At 75.7% G+C, this 15162-nt stretch carries 16 protein-coding genes and 1 pseudogene; 6 read left to right on the forward strand and 11 right to left on the reverse strand.

Translation table 11 applies throughout. The features are described from left to right. Positions 1-60 precede the first annotated feature (60 nt). Together ACN263_RS15970 and ACN263_RS15975 are read left to right on the forward strand one after the other, a co-directional pair. On the forward strand, positions 61-753 hold the full coding sequence (locus tag ACN263_RS15970) for a response regulator transcription factor (RefSeq protein ID WP_422735085.1): 693 nt from the start codon (positions 61-63) through the stop codon (positions 751-753). Continuing rightward, entirely contained in the window at positions 746-1759 is a 1014-nt protein-coding gene (locus ACN263_RS15975) for a sensor histidine kinase (RefSeq protein ID WP_422735086.1), read from the forward strand. Before ACN263_RS15970 ends, ACN263_RS15975 begins: the two co-directional genes overlap by 8 nt. 11 nt (positions 1760-1770) lie before the next feature. On the opposite strand, the gene ACN263_RS15980 is transcribed toward ACN263_RS15975, so the two are convergent. Genes ACN263_RS15980 through ACN263_RS15990 form a run of 3 tightly spaced genes read right to left on the reverse strand, consistent with a single transcriptional unit; the run spans position 1771 to position 3847 of the window. Continuing rightward, complete coding sequence (locus ACN263_RS15980) at positions 1771-2499, reverse strand: class I SAM-dependent methyltransferase (RefSeq protein WP_422735087.1); 729 nt, start codon at positions 2497-2499, stop codon at positions 1771-1773. Continuing rightward, positions 2496-3176: a TIGR04282 family arsenosugar biosynthesis glycosyltransferase gene (locus ACN263_RS15985; protein WP_422735088.1), complete on the reverse strand. Its 681-nt coding sequence runs from the start codon at positions 3174-3176 to the stop codon at positions 2496-2498. Before ACN263_RS15985 ends, ACN263_RS15980 begins: the two co-directional genes overlap by 4 nt. Beyond that, positions 3173-3847 (reverse strand): glycosyltransferase family 2 protein, encoded by a 675-nt coding sequence (locus tag ACN263_RS15990; protein ID WP_422735089.1) that lies wholly within the window; start codon positions 3845-3847, stop codon positions 3173-3175. Before ACN263_RS15990 ends, ACN263_RS15985 begins: the two co-directional genes overlap by 4 nt. A 145-nt stretch (positions 3848-3992) precedes the next feature. Here ACN263_RS15990 and ACN263_RS15995 point away from each other — a divergent pair, with 145 nt between their 5' ends. Then, positions 3993-5375 carry a hypothetical protein gene (locus ACN263_RS15995; RefSeq protein WP_422735090.1) on the forward strand — a complete coding sequence of 461 codons (1383 nt, stop codon included), beginning with the start codon at positions 3993-3995 and terminating at the stop codon, positions 5373-5375. A 121-nt stretch (positions 5376-5496) separates the two neighbouring features. Here ACN263_RS15995 and ACN263_RS16000 read toward each other — a convergent pair whose 3' ends face one another. Then, positions 5497-6561: an NAD-dependent epimerase/dehydratase family protein gene (locus ACN263_RS16000; RefSeq protein ID WP_422735091.1), complete on the reverse strand. Its 1065-nt coding sequence runs from the start codon at positions 6559-6561 to the stop codon at positions 5497-5499. A 211-nt stretch (positions 6562-6772) separates the two neighbouring features. Between ACN263_RS16000 and ACN263_RS16005 the strand changes: the two genes are divergently transcribed. Together ACN263_RS16005 and ACN263_RS16010 are read left to right on the forward strand one after the other, a co-directional pair. After that, positions 6773-8140: a molybdopterin-dependent oxidoreductase gene (locus ACN263_RS16005; RefSeq protein WP_422735092.1), complete on the forward strand. Its 1368-nt coding sequence runs from the start codon at positions 6773-6775 to the stop codon at positions 8138-8140. Beyond that, positions 8133-8627 carry a hypothetical protein gene (locus tag ACN263_RS16010; RefSeq protein WP_422735093.1) on the forward strand — a complete coding sequence of 165 codons (495 nt, stop codon included), beginning with the start codon at positions 8133-8135 and terminating at the stop codon, positions 8625-8627. Before ACN263_RS16005 ends, ACN263_RS16010 begins: the two co-directional genes overlap by 8 nt. On the opposite strand, the gene ACN263_RS16015 is transcribed toward ACN263_RS16010, so the two are convergent. The 7 genes from ACN263_RS16015 to ACN263_RS16045 form a co-directional block, all read right to left on the reverse strand. Beyond that, entirely contained in the window at positions 8594-9301 is a 708-nt protein-coding gene (locus tag ACN263_RS16015; RefSeq protein ID WP_422735094.1) for a RibD family protein, read from the reverse strand. The two genes, ACN263_RS16010 and ACN263_RS16015, sit on opposite strands and share 34 nt — an antisense overlap. After that, entirely contained in the window at positions 9298-9990 is a 693-nt protein-coding gene (locus ACN263_RS16020; RefSeq protein ID WP_422735095.1) for a GTP cyclohydrolase II, read from the reverse strand. Before ACN263_RS16020 ends, ACN263_RS16015 begins: the two co-directional genes overlap by 4 nt. 58 nt (positions 9991-10048) lie before the next feature. Continuing rightward, positions 10049-10987 (reverse strand): lysylphosphatidylglycerol synthase transmembrane domain-containing protein, encoded by a 939-nt coding sequence (locus ACN263_RS16025; RefSeq protein WP_422735097.1) that lies wholly within the window; start codon positions 10985-10987, stop codon positions 10049-10051. Positions 10988-11051: 64 nt separating this feature from the next. Then, positions 11052-11876, reverse strand: coding sequence for a class I SAM-dependent methyltransferase (locus ACN263_RS16030; protein ID WP_422735098.1), 825 nt, complete (start codon positions 11874-11876; stop codon positions 11052-11054). Beyond that, entirely contained in the window at positions 11873-12958 is a 1086-nt protein-coding gene (locus tag ACN263_RS16035; RefSeq protein WP_422740726.1) for a glycosyltransferase family 4 protein, read from the reverse strand. The genes ACN263_RS16030 and ACN263_RS16035 overlap by 4 nt, the downstream gene beginning before the upstream one ends. Next, positions 12958-13356, reverse strand: coding sequence for a 6-pyruvoyl trahydropterin synthase family protein (locus tag ACN263_RS16040; RefSeq protein ID WP_422735099.1), 399 nt, complete (start codon positions 13354-13356; stop codon positions 12958-12960). The genes ACN263_RS16035 and ACN263_RS16040 overlap by 1 nt, the downstream gene beginning before the upstream one ends. A gap of 2 nt (positions 13357-13358) precedes the next feature. Then, positions 13359-14342: a dehydrogenase gene (locus tag ACN263_RS16045; RefSeq protein WP_422735100.1), complete on the reverse strand. Its 984-nt coding sequence runs from the start codon at positions 14340-14342 to the stop codon at positions 13359-13361. Positions 14343-14435: 93 nt separating this feature from the next. Here ACN263_RS16045 and ACN263_RS16050 point away from each other — a divergent pair. Next, a pseudogene (locus tag ACN263_RS16050) lies at positions 14436-15125 on the forward strand (CDP-alcohol phosphatidyltransferase family protein); the annotation flags it as partial. Between the last annotated feature and the right edge of the window lie 37 nt (positions 15126-15162).

Below are 15162 nucleotides of genomic sequence, written 5' to 3' on the forward strand. Positions count from 1 at the left end.
AGAACTGCCCGTCCGGGTCGGTCGGCGGCCCTGGCTAGGCTGGCTGCGGGGAGGTGACCGGTGGCGCAGCGGGTGCTCGTGGTCGACGACGACCGGACGGTCAGCGACGTGGTCTGCCGCTACCTGGAACACGCCGGGTACGAGGTGAGCCACGTCGCGGACGGGCTGGCCGCCCTCGAGGCCGTCCAGGACCGGCCGCCGCACCTGGTCGTCCTGGACCTGATGCTCCCCGGGCTGGACGGGTTGCAGGTGTGCCGGCGGCTGCGGGAGCGGCCGGACGGCGTACCCATCATCATGCTGACCGCCCGGGGCGACGAGGCGGACCGGGTGCTCGGGCTGCAACTCGGCGCCGACGACTACCTGGGCAAGCCGTTCTCGCCGCGCGAGCTGGTGCTGCGGGTCGGTTCGGTGCTGCGCCGGGCCGGCGAGCCGGCCGCGCCGGCGGCCGAACTGCTCAGCGACGCGGGGTTGGAGGTGGCCACCGGGCCACGGATCGCCCGCCTGCACGGCCGCGAGCTGGCCCTGACGCTGCGCGAGTTCGACCTGCTGGCCCACCTGATGCGGCACCCGACGCGGGCGTTCAAGCGCGCCGAGCTGCTGGAACGCGTCTGGGGCTGGAACTTCGGCGACCAGTCCACGGTGACGGTGCACGTCCGCCGGCTGCGGGAGAAGATCGAGGACGACCCGGCCGAGCCACGACGGATCGTCACGGTCTGGGGCGTGGGCTACCGGTACGAGCCGGCCGATGCGTGACCTGGCGCTGATCTTCGGGGCGGCGCTCGCGGCCGCGCTCGGCGTGGGCCTGCTGGGCGCGCTGACCCTGCGGCTGCTGCGCCGTCGGTCGATCACCGTGCACGTGTGCGTCCTGCTCACCATCACCGTGGTCGCCGTGGTGGCGGGAGTGGTGGTCGTCGCCCAGGCGATGTTCCTGTCCCCGCACGACCTGCAGGTCGTCCTGCTCACGGTCGCCGCGGCGGCCGTCGTGAGCCTCGGGGTGGGCTGGTACTTCGGGCGTCGGCTGGCCGCGGCGGCGGTGTGGGCGGCGCAGGCCCGGGAGCGGGAACGCCGGGTGGAGAAGGGCCGCCGGGACCTGGTCGCCTGGGTATCGCACGACCTGCGGACACCGCTGGCCGGTCTGCGGGCGATGGCCGAGGCGCTGGAGGACCGGGTGGTCGACGACCCGGCGACGGTCGCCGAGTACCACCGGCGGATCCGCGTGCAGACCGACCGGATGACCCGACTCGTCGACGACCTGTTCGAGCTCTCCCGGATCAACGCCGGGGCGCTGCGCCTGACCCTGTCGGCGGTGCCGCTCGGCGAGGTGGTCTCCGACGCCCTCGCCGGCACCGCGCCGCTGGCGAAGGCTCGCCGCATCCGTCTGGAGGCCGCCGAGTCGGGCTGGCCCACCGTGCTGGCCAGCGAACCCGAACTGGCCCGGGTGGTGGGCAACCTGCTGCTCAACGCGGTCCGCTACACGCCGAGCGACGGCACCGTGCGGGTGGACGCCGGCTGCGAACGCGACGCCGCCTGGCTGGCGGTCGCCGACACCTGCGGCGGCATCCCCGAGGACGACCTGCCCCGACTGTTCGACGTGGCGTTCCGGGGCGAGCCGGCCCGGACCCCCCGCCCCGAAGGGGAAGGCTCCGGAGGGCTGGGGCTGGCGATCGTGCGCGGACTGGTCGAGGCGCACGGCGGCCGGGTGGACGTGCACAACGTCGGCGGCGGCTGCCGTTTCGTGGTCCGCCTGCCGGCCGCCTGACGCCCGCGTCCTCAGCGACCCGCCCGCAGCTCACCGAACCAGCGCCGGCCCTGCCGGAACACGTCCCGTACCGCCAACCCGGCGGCGGCCGCGACCGTGGGCACGGCCCGCGCGTCCACCCGGGCCCAGCGGAACCCCGGGCCTAGCAGCACCCGGCCGGCCCGCTGCTCGGCGGCCACCCGGGCCTGTCCCTGCCACGACCCCGCGCCGGGCGGCTCCAGCTCGACAAGCACGGTGCCACCCGGTGCGAGCAGGTCCCGACAGCGGCGCAGCAGCGCCACCGGATCGCCACCGATGCCGATGTTCCCGTCGATCAGCGCCGCGTGCGCCCACCGACCCTCGGCCGGCAGCGGGCCGAACAGGTCCCCGTGCACCGCGACCGCGCCGCGGGCCCGGGTGAGCCGTACCGCCGTCGCGGAGACGTCCACGCCGACCGCGGTCAGGCCGGCACGGGTCAGCGCCACGGTGAGCCGGCCCGGCCCGCAGCCGAGATCGAGCGTCGGGCCGCCACAGCGGGCCACCAGGTTGGCGACCGCCGCCTCGGCCGTGCCGTGCCAGCGGTCCACCGGCAGCCGGCTGCGGACACCGTCGCCGTGCACCAGCCACCGCCGCAGGGCCGCGCGGTCGGCGGCGAGCGCGGCGGCGAAGGGGTCGCCGTCGTACCCACGGGTCGGTGTCGGCGCGGACGGTGACCGCAGCGGCGGCGCGGCCTCGACCGGGGCGGTGTCGACGGGGTTCACCGGCGGCCGTCCGGCAGCAGGGTGAGGCGGACCGCCGCGACCTGTTGGGCGAAGCGCCCGCCGGGAACCTCGACGGCCACCGCGAGGGCGTCGGACCACTCGTCGACGTCCCGCAGCACCGGCAGTGGCGCGGTGCGCAGGCCACGCCCGGTCAGGGCGGCCCACGTGTCGCGGCCGGTGTCGGGCGTCGACATGGGCACGTCCCGCAGCACCCGGGCGTGCCGCGGTTCGCGCAGCCCCAACGACCACCACCCGCCGTCGTGCGCCCGACCCAGCACGGCGTCGGCGGCGCGCAGCCGGGCCACCGCCACCGCCAGCCGGGCCGGCGTCACCTGCGGGGTGTCCATCCCGATCTGCACCACCGGCTCGCCGGGGTACGCGGCGGCGACCTCCGCGTACGCGTTGGCGAGCCGCTCGCCGAGCCCGACCCCCCGCTGGTCGAGCACCGACCAGCCGTCCAGTGCGGCGGTCAACACGTCGGCGTCCTCCGCCTCGGCCAGCCGACCCGACCAGGCCAGCACGGGTATGACACCGGGGGTGGCGCGGACGGCGTCGAGGGTGTCGCGCAGCGCGGCGGCGGCGATCCGGGCCGCCTGGGCCGGCGTGACCGGTGGGCAGAGCCGCGTCTTCACCGCCCCGGCGACCGGCGCCTTGGCGACCACCAGCAGGACGGTCACCGGGAGCCGTCCACGGTCCGCAGCACCCCGGCGAAGTCGCGGGTGGCCCGCAGGGTGCCCCGGACCGAACCGGAGACCTTGGACCGGGTACCGGCTGCGCGGGGGGCGTAGCTGACGTCCGTCTCGTGGATCCGCCAGCCGGCGGCGGCGGCCCGGATCAGCAGTTCGAGGGGGTAGCCGAAGGCCCGGTCGGTGACGCCGAGGTCGAGCAGCGCCTGGCGGCGGGCCACCCGGATCGGGCTGAGGTCCCGCAACGGTACGCCCCGACGGCGCAGCAACGCGGCGACCAGCGCCGTGCCGGCACGGGCGTGCCACGGCCACACCCCCATCCCGACCGGTCGACGCCGACCCACGCTCAGGTCGGCCGTGCCGGCGGACACCGGGGCGACCAGGGCCGGCAGCTCGGCGGGGTCGAACGACCCGTCGGCGTCGAGCACGCACACCAGCTCCGCGTCGGCGGCCTCCAGACCGGCGTGCACCGCCGCCCCGTAGCCGCGTCGGGGTTCGTGCACCACCCGGGCACCGTGCCGGGCGGCCACCTCGGGCGAGCCGTCCCGCGAGCCGTTGTCCACCACGATGGCCCGGTAGCCGGGCGGCAGCGCGGTGAGCACGCCCGGCAGGGCGGCTGCCTCGTCCAGGCAGGGCAGCACCACGTCGATCTCAGTCGCCATACCGCCGACGCTAGGGCGGCACCCTCGCGGCGGAGGCCGAAATGTGCTTACCGAACCCTTACCGAGCGGGCATTTCTTACCGTCCGGTGACGGGCCGCCGATTGGCGAGCGCGGGGGTGGGCTGTCCCCGTACCGTCCGGTGGTCATGGCCTCAACCACCGCGCACGTCGCCGCCCCCGGGCGGACCCCACCTCGCCGCCACGCCGGGGACCTGTTGGTCCTGGGCGTGGAGGGGGCGCTGCTCGGCGTCGCCGTGCTGGTGGGGGCCGTGCTCAACGCGCGCGGCGGCGGTTTGCACGCGGACGCCGCCCCGCTGTACGCGACGTGGCGGCCGCACGTCGGCTGGGGCAGCCCGGCGGCGCTGGCGGTGGCGGTCGCGGTGGTGGTCTGGGGGGTCCGGTGGGCCCGCACCGCCCGGTGGGGCCGCCTGCTGGCCGCCGCCTGGCTGACGGCGGTGGCCTGGACGGTGTCGTTGGCGCTGGTCGACGGCTGGTCGGCGGGGCTCACCCGGCGGCTCACCCCGCAGGCCGAGTACCTGCACGAGGTGCCCGGGGTGACCGACATCCCGGCGATGCTGGCCGGCTTCACCGACCGGATCGTGGACTTCCAACCCGACTCCTGGTCCACCCACACCGCCGGCCACCCGCCGGGCGCGCTGCTCATCTTCGTCTGGCTGGACCGCGTCGGTCTCGGCGGCGGCACGGCCGCAGCGCTGGCCTGCGTGCTGCTCGGCGCCACGGTCGCGGTGTCGGTGCCGGTGACGCTGCGCGCGCTCGGCGCGCCGGACGCGGCCCGCGCGGTGGTGCCGTTCCTGGTGCTGCTGCCGGGGGCGGTCTGGGTGGGGGCCTCCGCCGACGGCATCTTCGCCGCCGTGGTCGCGGCCGGTCTGGCGCTGCTGGCGGTCCGTGGCCGGGTGGCCGCCCTGGTCGGGGGCGCGGTGCTCGGCTTCGCGCTGCACCTGTCGTACGGGTTCCTCCTGGTGGGTGTGCTCGCGCTGGCCGTGGTGGCGCTGCGCCGTACCCACCGCCTGGGCGCACTGCTCGCCGCCGCCGTCGGCGTCGCGGCCGTGACGGCGGTGTTCGTCGCGGCGGGCTTTCACTGGTGGGACGGCTACCACCTGGTGGTCCAGCGGTACTACCAGGGCTGGGCGGCCGACCGCCCGTACGCCTACTGGGTGTGGGCCAACCTGGCCGCGCTGCTGCTCAGCGCCGGCCCGGTGCTGGGGCCGGCGCTGCGTCGTGCGCTGGCGGCCGCGCCCGGCTGGCGGGCCGTGGGGCCGTCGGCCCTGCCTGCGGCGGTACGCGCAGCGGGTCCCACGGTGCTGCTGCCGCTGGCCGCCCTGGTGGCGGTCCTCGGTGCCGACCTGTCCGGGCTGAGCAAGGCGGAGGTGGAGCGGATCTGGCTGCCCTTCGTCGGCTGGCTGCTGGTGGCCACCGCCCACCTGCCGGCCGGGTCGCGGCGTTGGTGGCTGGCCGCGCAGGCGCTCACCGCGCTGGCCGTCAACCACCTGCTCTGGACGGTCTCCTGACCACCAACCTGATGCGTCGATCTTGCAGTTTCGGTTGTCGATATGGACTGTGTGCCCACATTTATCTCAGCAGAAAGTGCAAGATCGGCGCGCAACAGGCGCGGCGGGCGGCGCGTGGGGGTCAGCCTGCCACGGCGGCTGGTTCGCGGAGCGGGTCGGTGGCGAAGCCGGCCACGCCTTCGGCGAAGCCGACCCGGGCGGTGTAGCCGAGCAGCTCCGTGGCCCGGCGCGGGTCGGCGACCACATGGCGTACGTCGGCCGCCCGTGCCCCGCCCACGACCTGCGGGGCCGGTCCGCCCATCGCCTCGGCCAGCGCGACCGCCAGCTCCCCGACGGTGTGCGGCTCGCCCGAGCAGACGTTCACCGGCATCAGGGTGGCCGGCGGGAGGCCGCTGCCGAGCGCCAGCAGGTTGGCCCGCGCCACGTCGGTGACGTGCACGAAGTCTCGCCGCTGCCGGCCGTCCTCGAGCACCCGGGGTGCCACGCCGGCCGCCAGCGCCGACCGGAAGATGGACGCCACGCCGGCGTACGGGGTGTCGCGGGGCATCCGGGGACCGTAGACGTTGTGGTAGCGCAGCGCCCACACCGTCCCACCGGTCTGCCGGGCCCAGGCGGCGGCCAGGTGTTCCTGCGCGAGCTTGCTGGCGGCGTACGTGCTGCGCGGCTCCAGCGGCGCGTCCTCGGGGACGAGCACCGGGTCGAGCGCCCGACCGCAGTGGGGGCAGGTCGGGTCGTACCGGCCGGCCGCCACGTCCTCGTGCCGCCGGGGCGCGGGACGTACCGTGGCGTGCTCGGGGCAGGCGTAGCGCCCCTCGCCGTACACCACCATCGAGCTGGCCAGCACCAGACGGCCGATCCCGGCCCGGTGCAGCGCGGCCAGCAACACGGCCGTGCCGTAGTCGTTGTGCGTGACGTAGTCGGGGCCGTCCGACGGGTCCAGTCCGTGGCCCACCATCGCCGCCTGGTGGCAGACCGCGTCCACACCGGCCAGCAGGCGGTCCAGCAGGGGGCCGTCCCGGACGTCGCCGCGGACCACCTGGTGCTCACGGGACCAGGTGGGCAGCTCCCCGCCGTGCGCCTGGGGCAGCAGCGCGTCCAGCGCCACCACCTCGTGGCCCTGCCCGACGAGCAGGTCGACGACCTGCGACCCGATGAACCCGGCCGCGCCGGTGACCAGTACGCGCATGTCGGCCACGGTAGGGCCGCCCGGGCCCCCGGCGGGCCGGTTCGGCGCAGCCGTAAGGAGTTCGCAACAGCTCGACCGGCGGCGGTGGCCCGGTAAGCGTTCGGTAATGCGTAAACCCCGTTCCGCCGTACCTCTGCGGTCTAACCTGCCGGCAGTGCCCGTGCCCGGCGGACCGGCGACGGCAGGGCGGGATGCGCGGAGGGAGCAGCGGGTGTCAGGAGGTAGGGCGGGCCCGGACGGCAGCGGGGTCCGGACGTCGGAGGCGGACGGGTACGGCGCGCCGCGCGGGCTGTGGCGCGGGCTGGCCCGGCATCGTCCGCCGGGTGTGGACGCGGCCGAACGCGCCTGGCGCAGTCCGTTGCGCGGTCCCTGGCTCACCGCCGTCTACGGTGCGGCGCTGCTGGTGGCGCTGCCCCTGGTGATCATCACAGGGCTGCTCGACTACGCCGCCTACGGCCCCCGCTTCGACCAGGCGTTCCCGCAGGACGTGGGGTGGTTGCGGCTGCCCGTCTTCGACTGGCCGACGCGGCCGTCGTGGCTGTTCCGGGTCACCCAGGGCCTGCATGTGACACTCGGGATCGTGCTCGTGCCGGTGGTGCTGGGCAAGCTGTGGTCGGTGCTGCCGAAGCTGTTCGACTGGCCGCCGGCCCGCTCGGTGGCGCAGGTGCTGGAACGGCTCACCCTGCTGCTGCTGGTCGGCGGGATCCTGTTCCAGATCGCCACCGGCCTGCTCAACATCCAGTACTCGTACGTGTTCGGCTTCGACTTCTACACCGCCCACTACTTCGGAGCGTGGATCTTCACGGCGGCCTTCGTGGCGCATGTGATCATCAAGTTCCCCCAGTTGGTGACCGCGCTGCGGTCCCGCCCGCTGGGCACGGAGCTGCGGACCTCGCGCGCCGACACACGACCCGAGCCGCCCGACCCGGACGGCCTGGTCGCGACCGAGCCCGGGCCGGCCACGGTCAGCCGGCGTGGGGCGGTGGCGCTGGTGGGCGGCGGCGCGCTGCTGCTGGCCGTGCTGACCGTCGGGCAGAGCCTGGACGGTCCGCTGCGGCGTACCGCGCTGCTGCTGCCCCGGGGTCGACAGCCCGGCACCGGACCGAACGGCTTCCCGGTCAACCGCACCGTGGCCGCCGCCGGCGTACGCCCCGAGCAGACCGGCGCGGGCTGGCGGCTGACGTTGCGCGGCGGTGGTCGGACGGTGACCCTGGACCGGCCCGGCCTGCTGGCCCTGGCCCAGCACACCGCCGAGCTGCCCATCGCCTGCGTCGAGGGCTGGTCGACCCGGCAGCGGTGGACCGGCGTACGGCTGCGGGACCTGGCGGCGCTCGCCGGCGTCCCCGATCCGGTGTCGGCGCGGGTGTCGTCGCTGGAGCAGGCCGGGCTGTTCCGCACCGCGGTGCTCGCGGCCAACCAGCTCCTCGACCCCGATGCGCTGCTCGCCCTGCGGGTCAACGGCGTCGACCTCGCCCCCGACCACGGCTACCCGGCCCGGGTCATCGTGCCCGCCCTGCCCGGTGTGCACTGCACCAAGTGGGTCGCCGAGATCGACTTCCGGGGGCGGGCCGATGACTGAGCGGGTCGGGCCGACGCGGGGACCGGCCGGGCGGCTGCGGGCGGCCTACGGCGCCGCGCCCTGGCACCTCGTCCTGGTGACGGCGGTGATCGTGCTCGCCGGCTGGGTGGCGCTACGCCTCGCCGACGAGGCGACGTTCGGCCGCATGCTGCTCTGGTTCGTCGGCGCGGTCATCGCCCACGACCTGGTGCTGTTCCCGGTGTACGCGAGCGCCGACCGGGTGCTGCGCGCGGTGGCGCACGGTCGGGTCGCGCTGCTCAACCACCTGCGGGTGCCGGCGCTCGGCACGGCGCTGCTGTTCCTGGTCTACGCCCCCGGCATCCTGCGCTGGGGCGAGACGACCCACGAGGCGGCCACCGGCCAGACCCAGCGGCCGTACCTGCTGCGCTGGCTGGCGCTCAGCGGTGCGCTCTTCCTGCTCAGCGCGCTCGCGTACGCGCTGCGCCGGCGCCGTCAGCCGTCCCGGCAGCGGTCCGAGAGCGCGTAGCGCAGCAGCACCACGTCGCCGATCTGGCGCGTCTCGGCCAGTCGGGCGCGGCGGCCCGGGTGCCAGGGGAAGTCCCCCTCGCCGACGAAGCGCGGCGCCCGGTGGTCACCGACGAAGAACGGGGCGACGACCAGGTGCAGCTCGTCGGCGAGGCCGGCGGTGAGGAACTGGGCGTGTACCGTCCCGCCACCTTCGACCATCAGGCGGCGTACCCCCCGCGTGTCCAGGTCGGCCAGGACCCACCCGAGGTCGACCGGCTCTCCCCCGTCGACGACGGTGGCCAGCTCACCGACCCGCTCCCGGGTCTTGTCCAGCGCACCGCTGGCGCAGTAGACCAGCCGGGTGGAGTCGCCGGCGGTGAAGAACCGGGCGGTCGGGTCGAGGTCCCCCCGCGCGGTCAGCGTCACCTTGACCGGCGAGGCGGGCCGGCCGTCCGCCACCCGTTCGGCCCGCCGCACCGGGGACCGCACCAGCAGGCGGGGGTCGTCGCGGCGGACGGTGGCGGCCCCGACCAGGATCGCGTCACAGCCGGCCCGGACCGCGTCGACCCGGTCGAGGTCGTCCGCGTTGGACAGCAGCAGACGCTGGTCGGAGGCGTCGTCGATGTACCCGTCGATGGAGGTGGCGCAGCTCAGCAGCACGTAGGGCCGTGGCGACGCCGGTCGGCAGCTCACCGGGAGACGGGCCGGTCGGGGCCCGCCTGCGCCTCGGCCGCTGCCGTCTCCGCCGCCTCGACCTCGGCCGCCTTGGCGGCCTTGGCGGCCAGGTAGTCGGCGTTGGCCGGGGAGAGGAAGATGCTGGTGGGGACGCGTTCCACCACGTCCACGCCCAGCCGGGTCAACTGTTCGGCCTTGTCCGGGTTGCTGCTGAGCAGGCGTACCCGCGGCACGCCGAGGGTGGCCAGCATCTGCGCGGCGGCGGTGTAGTCGCGCTCGTCCTCGCCTCGGCCCAGCGCCACGTTGGCCTGGTAGGTGTCCAGGCCGGCGTCCTGGAGGGCGTACGCGTCGAGCTTGGCGTACAGGCCGATGCCCCGGCCCTCCTGGCGCAGGTAGAGCAGGAACCCGCCGGTCTCGGCGATCCGCTGCACCGCCTCGCGCAGTTGCGGCCCGCAGTCGCAGCGCTGACTGCCGAACACGTCCCCGGTCAGGCACTCGCTGTGCGGACGGACCAGCGGCGGTTCACCGCCGGCGGCGACGGCGTCCAGCGCGCCGGCCCAGTCGCCCAGGCCGAGGGCGAGGTGTTCCCGACCGTCGACGAGCCCCTTGAAGGTGAACACCCGAACGGTGGTGGTGTAGCCGTCGGGGAACGCCAACGGCACCGTGACCTGCGTACGAACCGTGGCGACCGGCAGTGCTTCAGGCATGGAACTCCTTTGTCCGGCGCCGCGGGACGGCGGCGACGCGTACCGTTTCACCACTGACTCAACAGCCCTCGTGCAAGGCGGCTTCCCGAGCGGTGGTGGGTTTGCGGGCCCGCCGGGCGAGCAGCACGGCCGCGCCGGGCAGGCTGGCCACCAGCACGAGGGCGCCGTAGACGGTGGCGGTGGCGACCCCTTCGGCGGCGCTGAGACCGGCCGCGCCGAACACCCAGGCGGCCACCCCCTCGCGGGGACCGAAGCCCGCGACGTTCAGGGGCAGGCCCATGGCCAGCAGGGCGAGCAGGGTCAGCGGCAGCAACCGGGTCAGCGGCGCGTCGGAGCCGGCGGTCCGGGCCGCGACGAGGAACGTTGCCAGGTGACCGGCGACCATCACGGCGGAGGCGACCAGCACACCGAGCCAGGTCCGCCGGGCCAGCAGCCCGGCCCGCACGTCGGCGACGGCGGTGCGCAGGCCGCGCGCCCACCGGGACCGACCGGTCCCGGGCGACAGCCGAGCAAGGAGTACGGCGGCCAGCCCGACCGCCACGAGCAGCGCGGCGGCGGCCGGCAGGTACCCCCGCACCGGGGACGGGAACGCCGCGAGCACCACCAGGGCGACACCGACCAGGACCACCTGACCGGCGGTACGCTCCCAGACCACCGCGCGGATGCCCCGGCTGACGTCGCCGGCGTCGCGGCCGTGGCGCACCGCCCGGTGCACGTCCCCGAGCACCCCGCCGGGCAGCGTGGCGTTGAGGAACACGGCCCGGTAGCAGTGCGCCACCGCGGTCGCCAGTGGCAGCCGTACGCCCAGGCCACCGGCCACGAGACTCCACCGCCACGCGGCGCAGACCGTGGTGAGCACGCCGATGAGCAGCGCCGCGGCCAGCGCCGGGGCGTCGATCAGCCGTACCCCGGCGAGGAACGCGCCGCCGCCCACCTGCCACAGCAGGACGGCGAGCAGCCCCGCCCCGCCGACCACTCGTGCCCAGGCCCACACCATCGACGCCGGTCCTCCCTGAAGATCGTCCACTCCCTCTAGTGCACGTACCCAGGGTGTCGATGGTTCATCCGCCGGCCAGCAGGTCCCGGTGCTCGACCAGCACGCGCAGCCGGCCGGCCGCCGCCTCGGCCAGCCGACGCTCGGCGTACGCGCCGGCCGGACCGGCCAGGTCGGGACGCTGCTCGCAGGCCGCGCCGAGCCAGCCCCGGAACCATTCGGCGGCCAGGTCGGCCTGCTCGGGGCCGAGCCGCCACGGGCTGGGCCGCTCGACCACCGGCACGCCCCGCCGGGCGAACGCGGCGGCGGTGACGGCGGCGGCGTCCGGGCCGAGCAACGGGCGGCCGTCGACGGTACGGCGCTGGTGCGCGTTGAACGCCTCCTCGACGGCGGCGTCGAGCGGGTCCTCGGGGGTGAGCCGGACCCGTCCGGTCACCGAGAGGGCGAACAGGGCGGGGCGGCCGGCCTCGACGCAGGCCGTGACCACCCGTTCGATCTCCTCGGCGGTCAACATGTCCAGCAGCGCGGACGCGGTGACCAGCGCGCCGTCGGACAGGTCGGCGGCGGTCAGCCGGGTCAGGTCGCCGCAGCGGGTGTCCACGGTGACCGGCGCCCCGTCGGCGGCGGTCACCCCGGCCATGCTGTCGGCGGCCCGGGCCAGCAGGTCGGCGTCCCGGTCGTGCAGCACCCACCGCTGGGGACCGGTGAGCCGGGCGGCGAGCCAGCGGCTCATCGAGCCGGTGCCGCTGCCCAGGTCGTGGATCACGATCGGGTCGTGGCCGACCAGCCGGGGTCGGACGGCGTCCAGCAGGTCCTCGGCGCGGGCCGCCGCGTCGGCCGGTTCGCGCAGACTCAGCCAGTCGGCGAACGGCAGGGTCTCCTCGACGGTCACCCCGTCACCTCCTCGAGCACGGCGGCCAGGCGCGCGGTCGTCACCGGCCAGTCGGTCAGGGTGTCGCGGCGGGCGAGCGCGGCGCGCCGCAGCCGGGACCGCAGCTCGTCGTCGCCCAGCCACCAGCTCAGTGCGCCGGCCAGGGCGGCCGCGTCGTCCGGTGGGACCAGCAGACCGGGTACGACGCCGTCGGGGGTGCGCCCCAGCGCCTCGGGCAGACCCCCCACGTCGGTGCCCAGCACCGGCACGCCCCGCGCCAGGGCCTCGGTGACGACCATCCCGTACGTCTCGCCCCGGGAGGGCAGGACCAGCAGGTCGGCGGCAGCGTACGCGGCGTCGAGCGCCGGGCCGGTCAGCGGGCCGGCCAGTCGTACCCGGTGCGCCAGGCCGGCGCCGACGAGCCGGTCGCGCAGCCGGCCCACCAGATCGGGTTCCCGGGTCAGCGTGCCGGCGCAGACCAGCGTCCACGGCGTCTCGGCCAGCACGCACAGCGCGTCGACCAGCAGGTCGTGGCCCTTGTGGCGGGTGACCGCGGCGACGCAGAGCAGCCGGTCACCGGCGGCGTCGCCGGCAGGCGTCACCGGCGCGGGCGTCACACCGGGCGGCGCGACGTAGATCCGGTCGGCGGGCAGCCAATGGCGGGCCAGCAGCCGGCGACGGGTCCACTCGCTGGTGGTGACGACGGCTCGCGCGGTGGCCAGCGCGCGGCCCTCGGCGGCGTCGTCGAGCGGCATGTGCACCAGCGGGACGAGGCGCAGCCGTGTCGCGTGCGGGGCGAGCAGGTCCGGCACGGCCGAGGCGATCAGGCCGTCGACGAGCACCACGGCGTCGTCCGGCGTGGCGGCGAGCAGCCGGGACAGGGCGGCCCGCGCGGCGCTGTCGGGGTGCGGCCACCCGCCGGGCACCGGGTGCTCGTGCACCGCCCAGCCACGCTCGCCGAGCCCGGCGCAGACCCGCCGGTCGTACGTGTTGCCGCCGCTGGGCGTGCCCGGGTCGTCGATGTCGCCGGGCAGGACGACGTGCACCGTACGGCGGGTCGACGCCCCGGAGGCGTGGGCCGGCGTCGGCCGGCCCGCGTCGATCACAGCGACCGCTCGTAGCTGGCCCAGGCGACGTGTGACTCGTGCAGGGTGACGGTGATGCCGGCCAGCTCCCGGGCGCCGGGCCCCAGGTCACCGGCGTGCACCCGTTCGGCCAGTCGGTCGGCGACGGTACGGGCCAGCACCTCGGTGGTGGTGTTCATGCCGGCGAACGCGGGCTCGTCGTCGAGGTTGCGGTAGGACAACTCCCCCACCACGGCCCGGAGCTGCTCGGTGGCCAGGCCGATGTCCACGACGATGCCGTCGGCGTCCAGGTCGGGACGGCGGAACGTGGCGTCCACCACGAACGTCGCCCCGTGCAGGCGCTGGGCCGGGCCGAACACCTCGCCCCGGAAACTGTGGGCGATCATCATGTGATCCCGAACGGTCACGCTGAACACGGTCACTCCCCGTCGTCGTAGGTGATGAGGTGGCAGAGCGCGGGCAGGTCGCCCGAACTCAGTCGGGCGAGTACGTCGGGCAGCTCGGCGAACCGGGACGCGCCGGTGATCAGCGCGTCGAACGCCGGGTCGTCGAGCAGGTCCAGGGCCAGCGCCAACCGGTCGGTGTAGCTGCGACGACCGCGCCGCGCGGGCGCGACCATGCCGACCTGGCTGCTACGGACGGTGAGTCGTCCGGAGTGGAACGCCCCGCCCAGGGACACCTGCACCTGTCGGTCGCCGTACCAGCTCAGCTCGACCACCGTGCCCTCGGGCGCGAGCAGGTCCAACGCCTGTTGCAGGCCGGCGGAGGTGGCGCTGGCGTGCACGACCAGGTCCCGGTCGCCGGTGGCGTCGGCGGGTCGGGCGAACCGGACACCGAGCGCCCCGGCCACCCCGGCCCGGCGGGCGTCGGTGTCGACCAGCTCGACGTCGACTCCGGGGAACCGGGCCAGCAGCGCCGCGACGCAGCAGCCCACCATGCCCGCGCCGATCACGCTGACCCGGTCGCCGACCAGGGGCGCGGCGTCCCACAGGGCGTTCACGGCGGTCTCCACCGTGCCGGCGAGCACCGCGCGGGCCGGCGGCACGTCGTCCGGTACCGGCACCACGGCGCCGGCCGGCACGACGTAAGCGCTCTGGTGCGGGTGCAGGCAGAACACCGTACGCCCGAGCAGGTCCGGCGGGCCCTGTTCGACCACGCCGACGCTGAGGTAGCCGTACTTGACCGGCCCGGGGAAGTCGCCCTCCTGGAACGGGGCACGCATCGCGGCGTACTGGTCGGCGGGCACCCGACCGGCGAACACCAGCGTCTCGGTGCCCCGGCTGACCCCGGAGTAACGCGCCCGGACCAGCACCTCGTCGGGGCCCGGGGTGGGCAGCGACACCGGCCGGATCTCCGCCGCGCCGGGCTCGCGCACCCAGCAGGCGTACGCCTCGCGGTTCACCCTCGTACACCTCACCTTTTGTCCCGGTCGAACCGAACGGCCCTGATTTCCGTGTTCCCTGTCGGGGTCGTCGATCATAAACACGGAGGTACGGTGCCCACAGTTCGAAGCGGTCCGGTGATCGGGCTTACCGCACAGCTCGCCGTGCTGGCGGCGCTGGCCGCCACCGTGGGTCTGGACGCGGCGGGTTGGCTGGCCGGCGTCGGCTACGCGGCGGTCACCTGCCTCGCGTTGAGCCGGGGCCTGCACCTGTCCGGCGCGTCCCGCCTCGGCCCCGCCGACCGGGTGACGTTGGCCCGGGGCGTCCTGGTCGGCGCGGTCACCGCGCTGGTGGTGGACTCGTTCGACCGCCCGACGCCGGTGGGGCTGCTGGTCACGCTGAGCGCGGTGGCCCTGCTGCTGGACGCGGTGGACGGTCAGGTCGCCCGGCGCACCGGCACGGTCAGTGCCCTGGGGGCCCGCTTCGACATGGAGGTCGACGCGTTCCTCATCCTGGTCCTCAGCGTCTACGTGGCCCCGGCGGCCGGGAGTTGGGTGCTGGCCATCGGCGCGATGCGGTACGTCTTCGTCGCGGCCAGCGCGGTGCTGCCCTGGCTCCGGGGCACGTTGCCGCCGCGCTTCTGGCGCAAGGTGGTGGCCGCCGCCCAGGGAGTGCTGTTGACGGTGGCCGCCGCGCGGGCCCTACCGGAGCCGTGGACCACACTGGTCCTGGTGGCGGCGTTGGCGCTGCTTGTCGAGTCGTTCGGCCGGGACGTGGCCTGGTTGTGGCGGCGCCGCCCGGCGCCCCGGCCGGCTCGCGCACTGCTGCCGGCGCCGACCG

Origin of the sequence: Micromonospora sp. WMMD729, assembly GCF_049315225.1 — a bacterium.
GTDB lineage: Bacteria > Actinomycetota > Actinomycetes > Mycobacteriales > Micromonosporaceae > Micromonospora.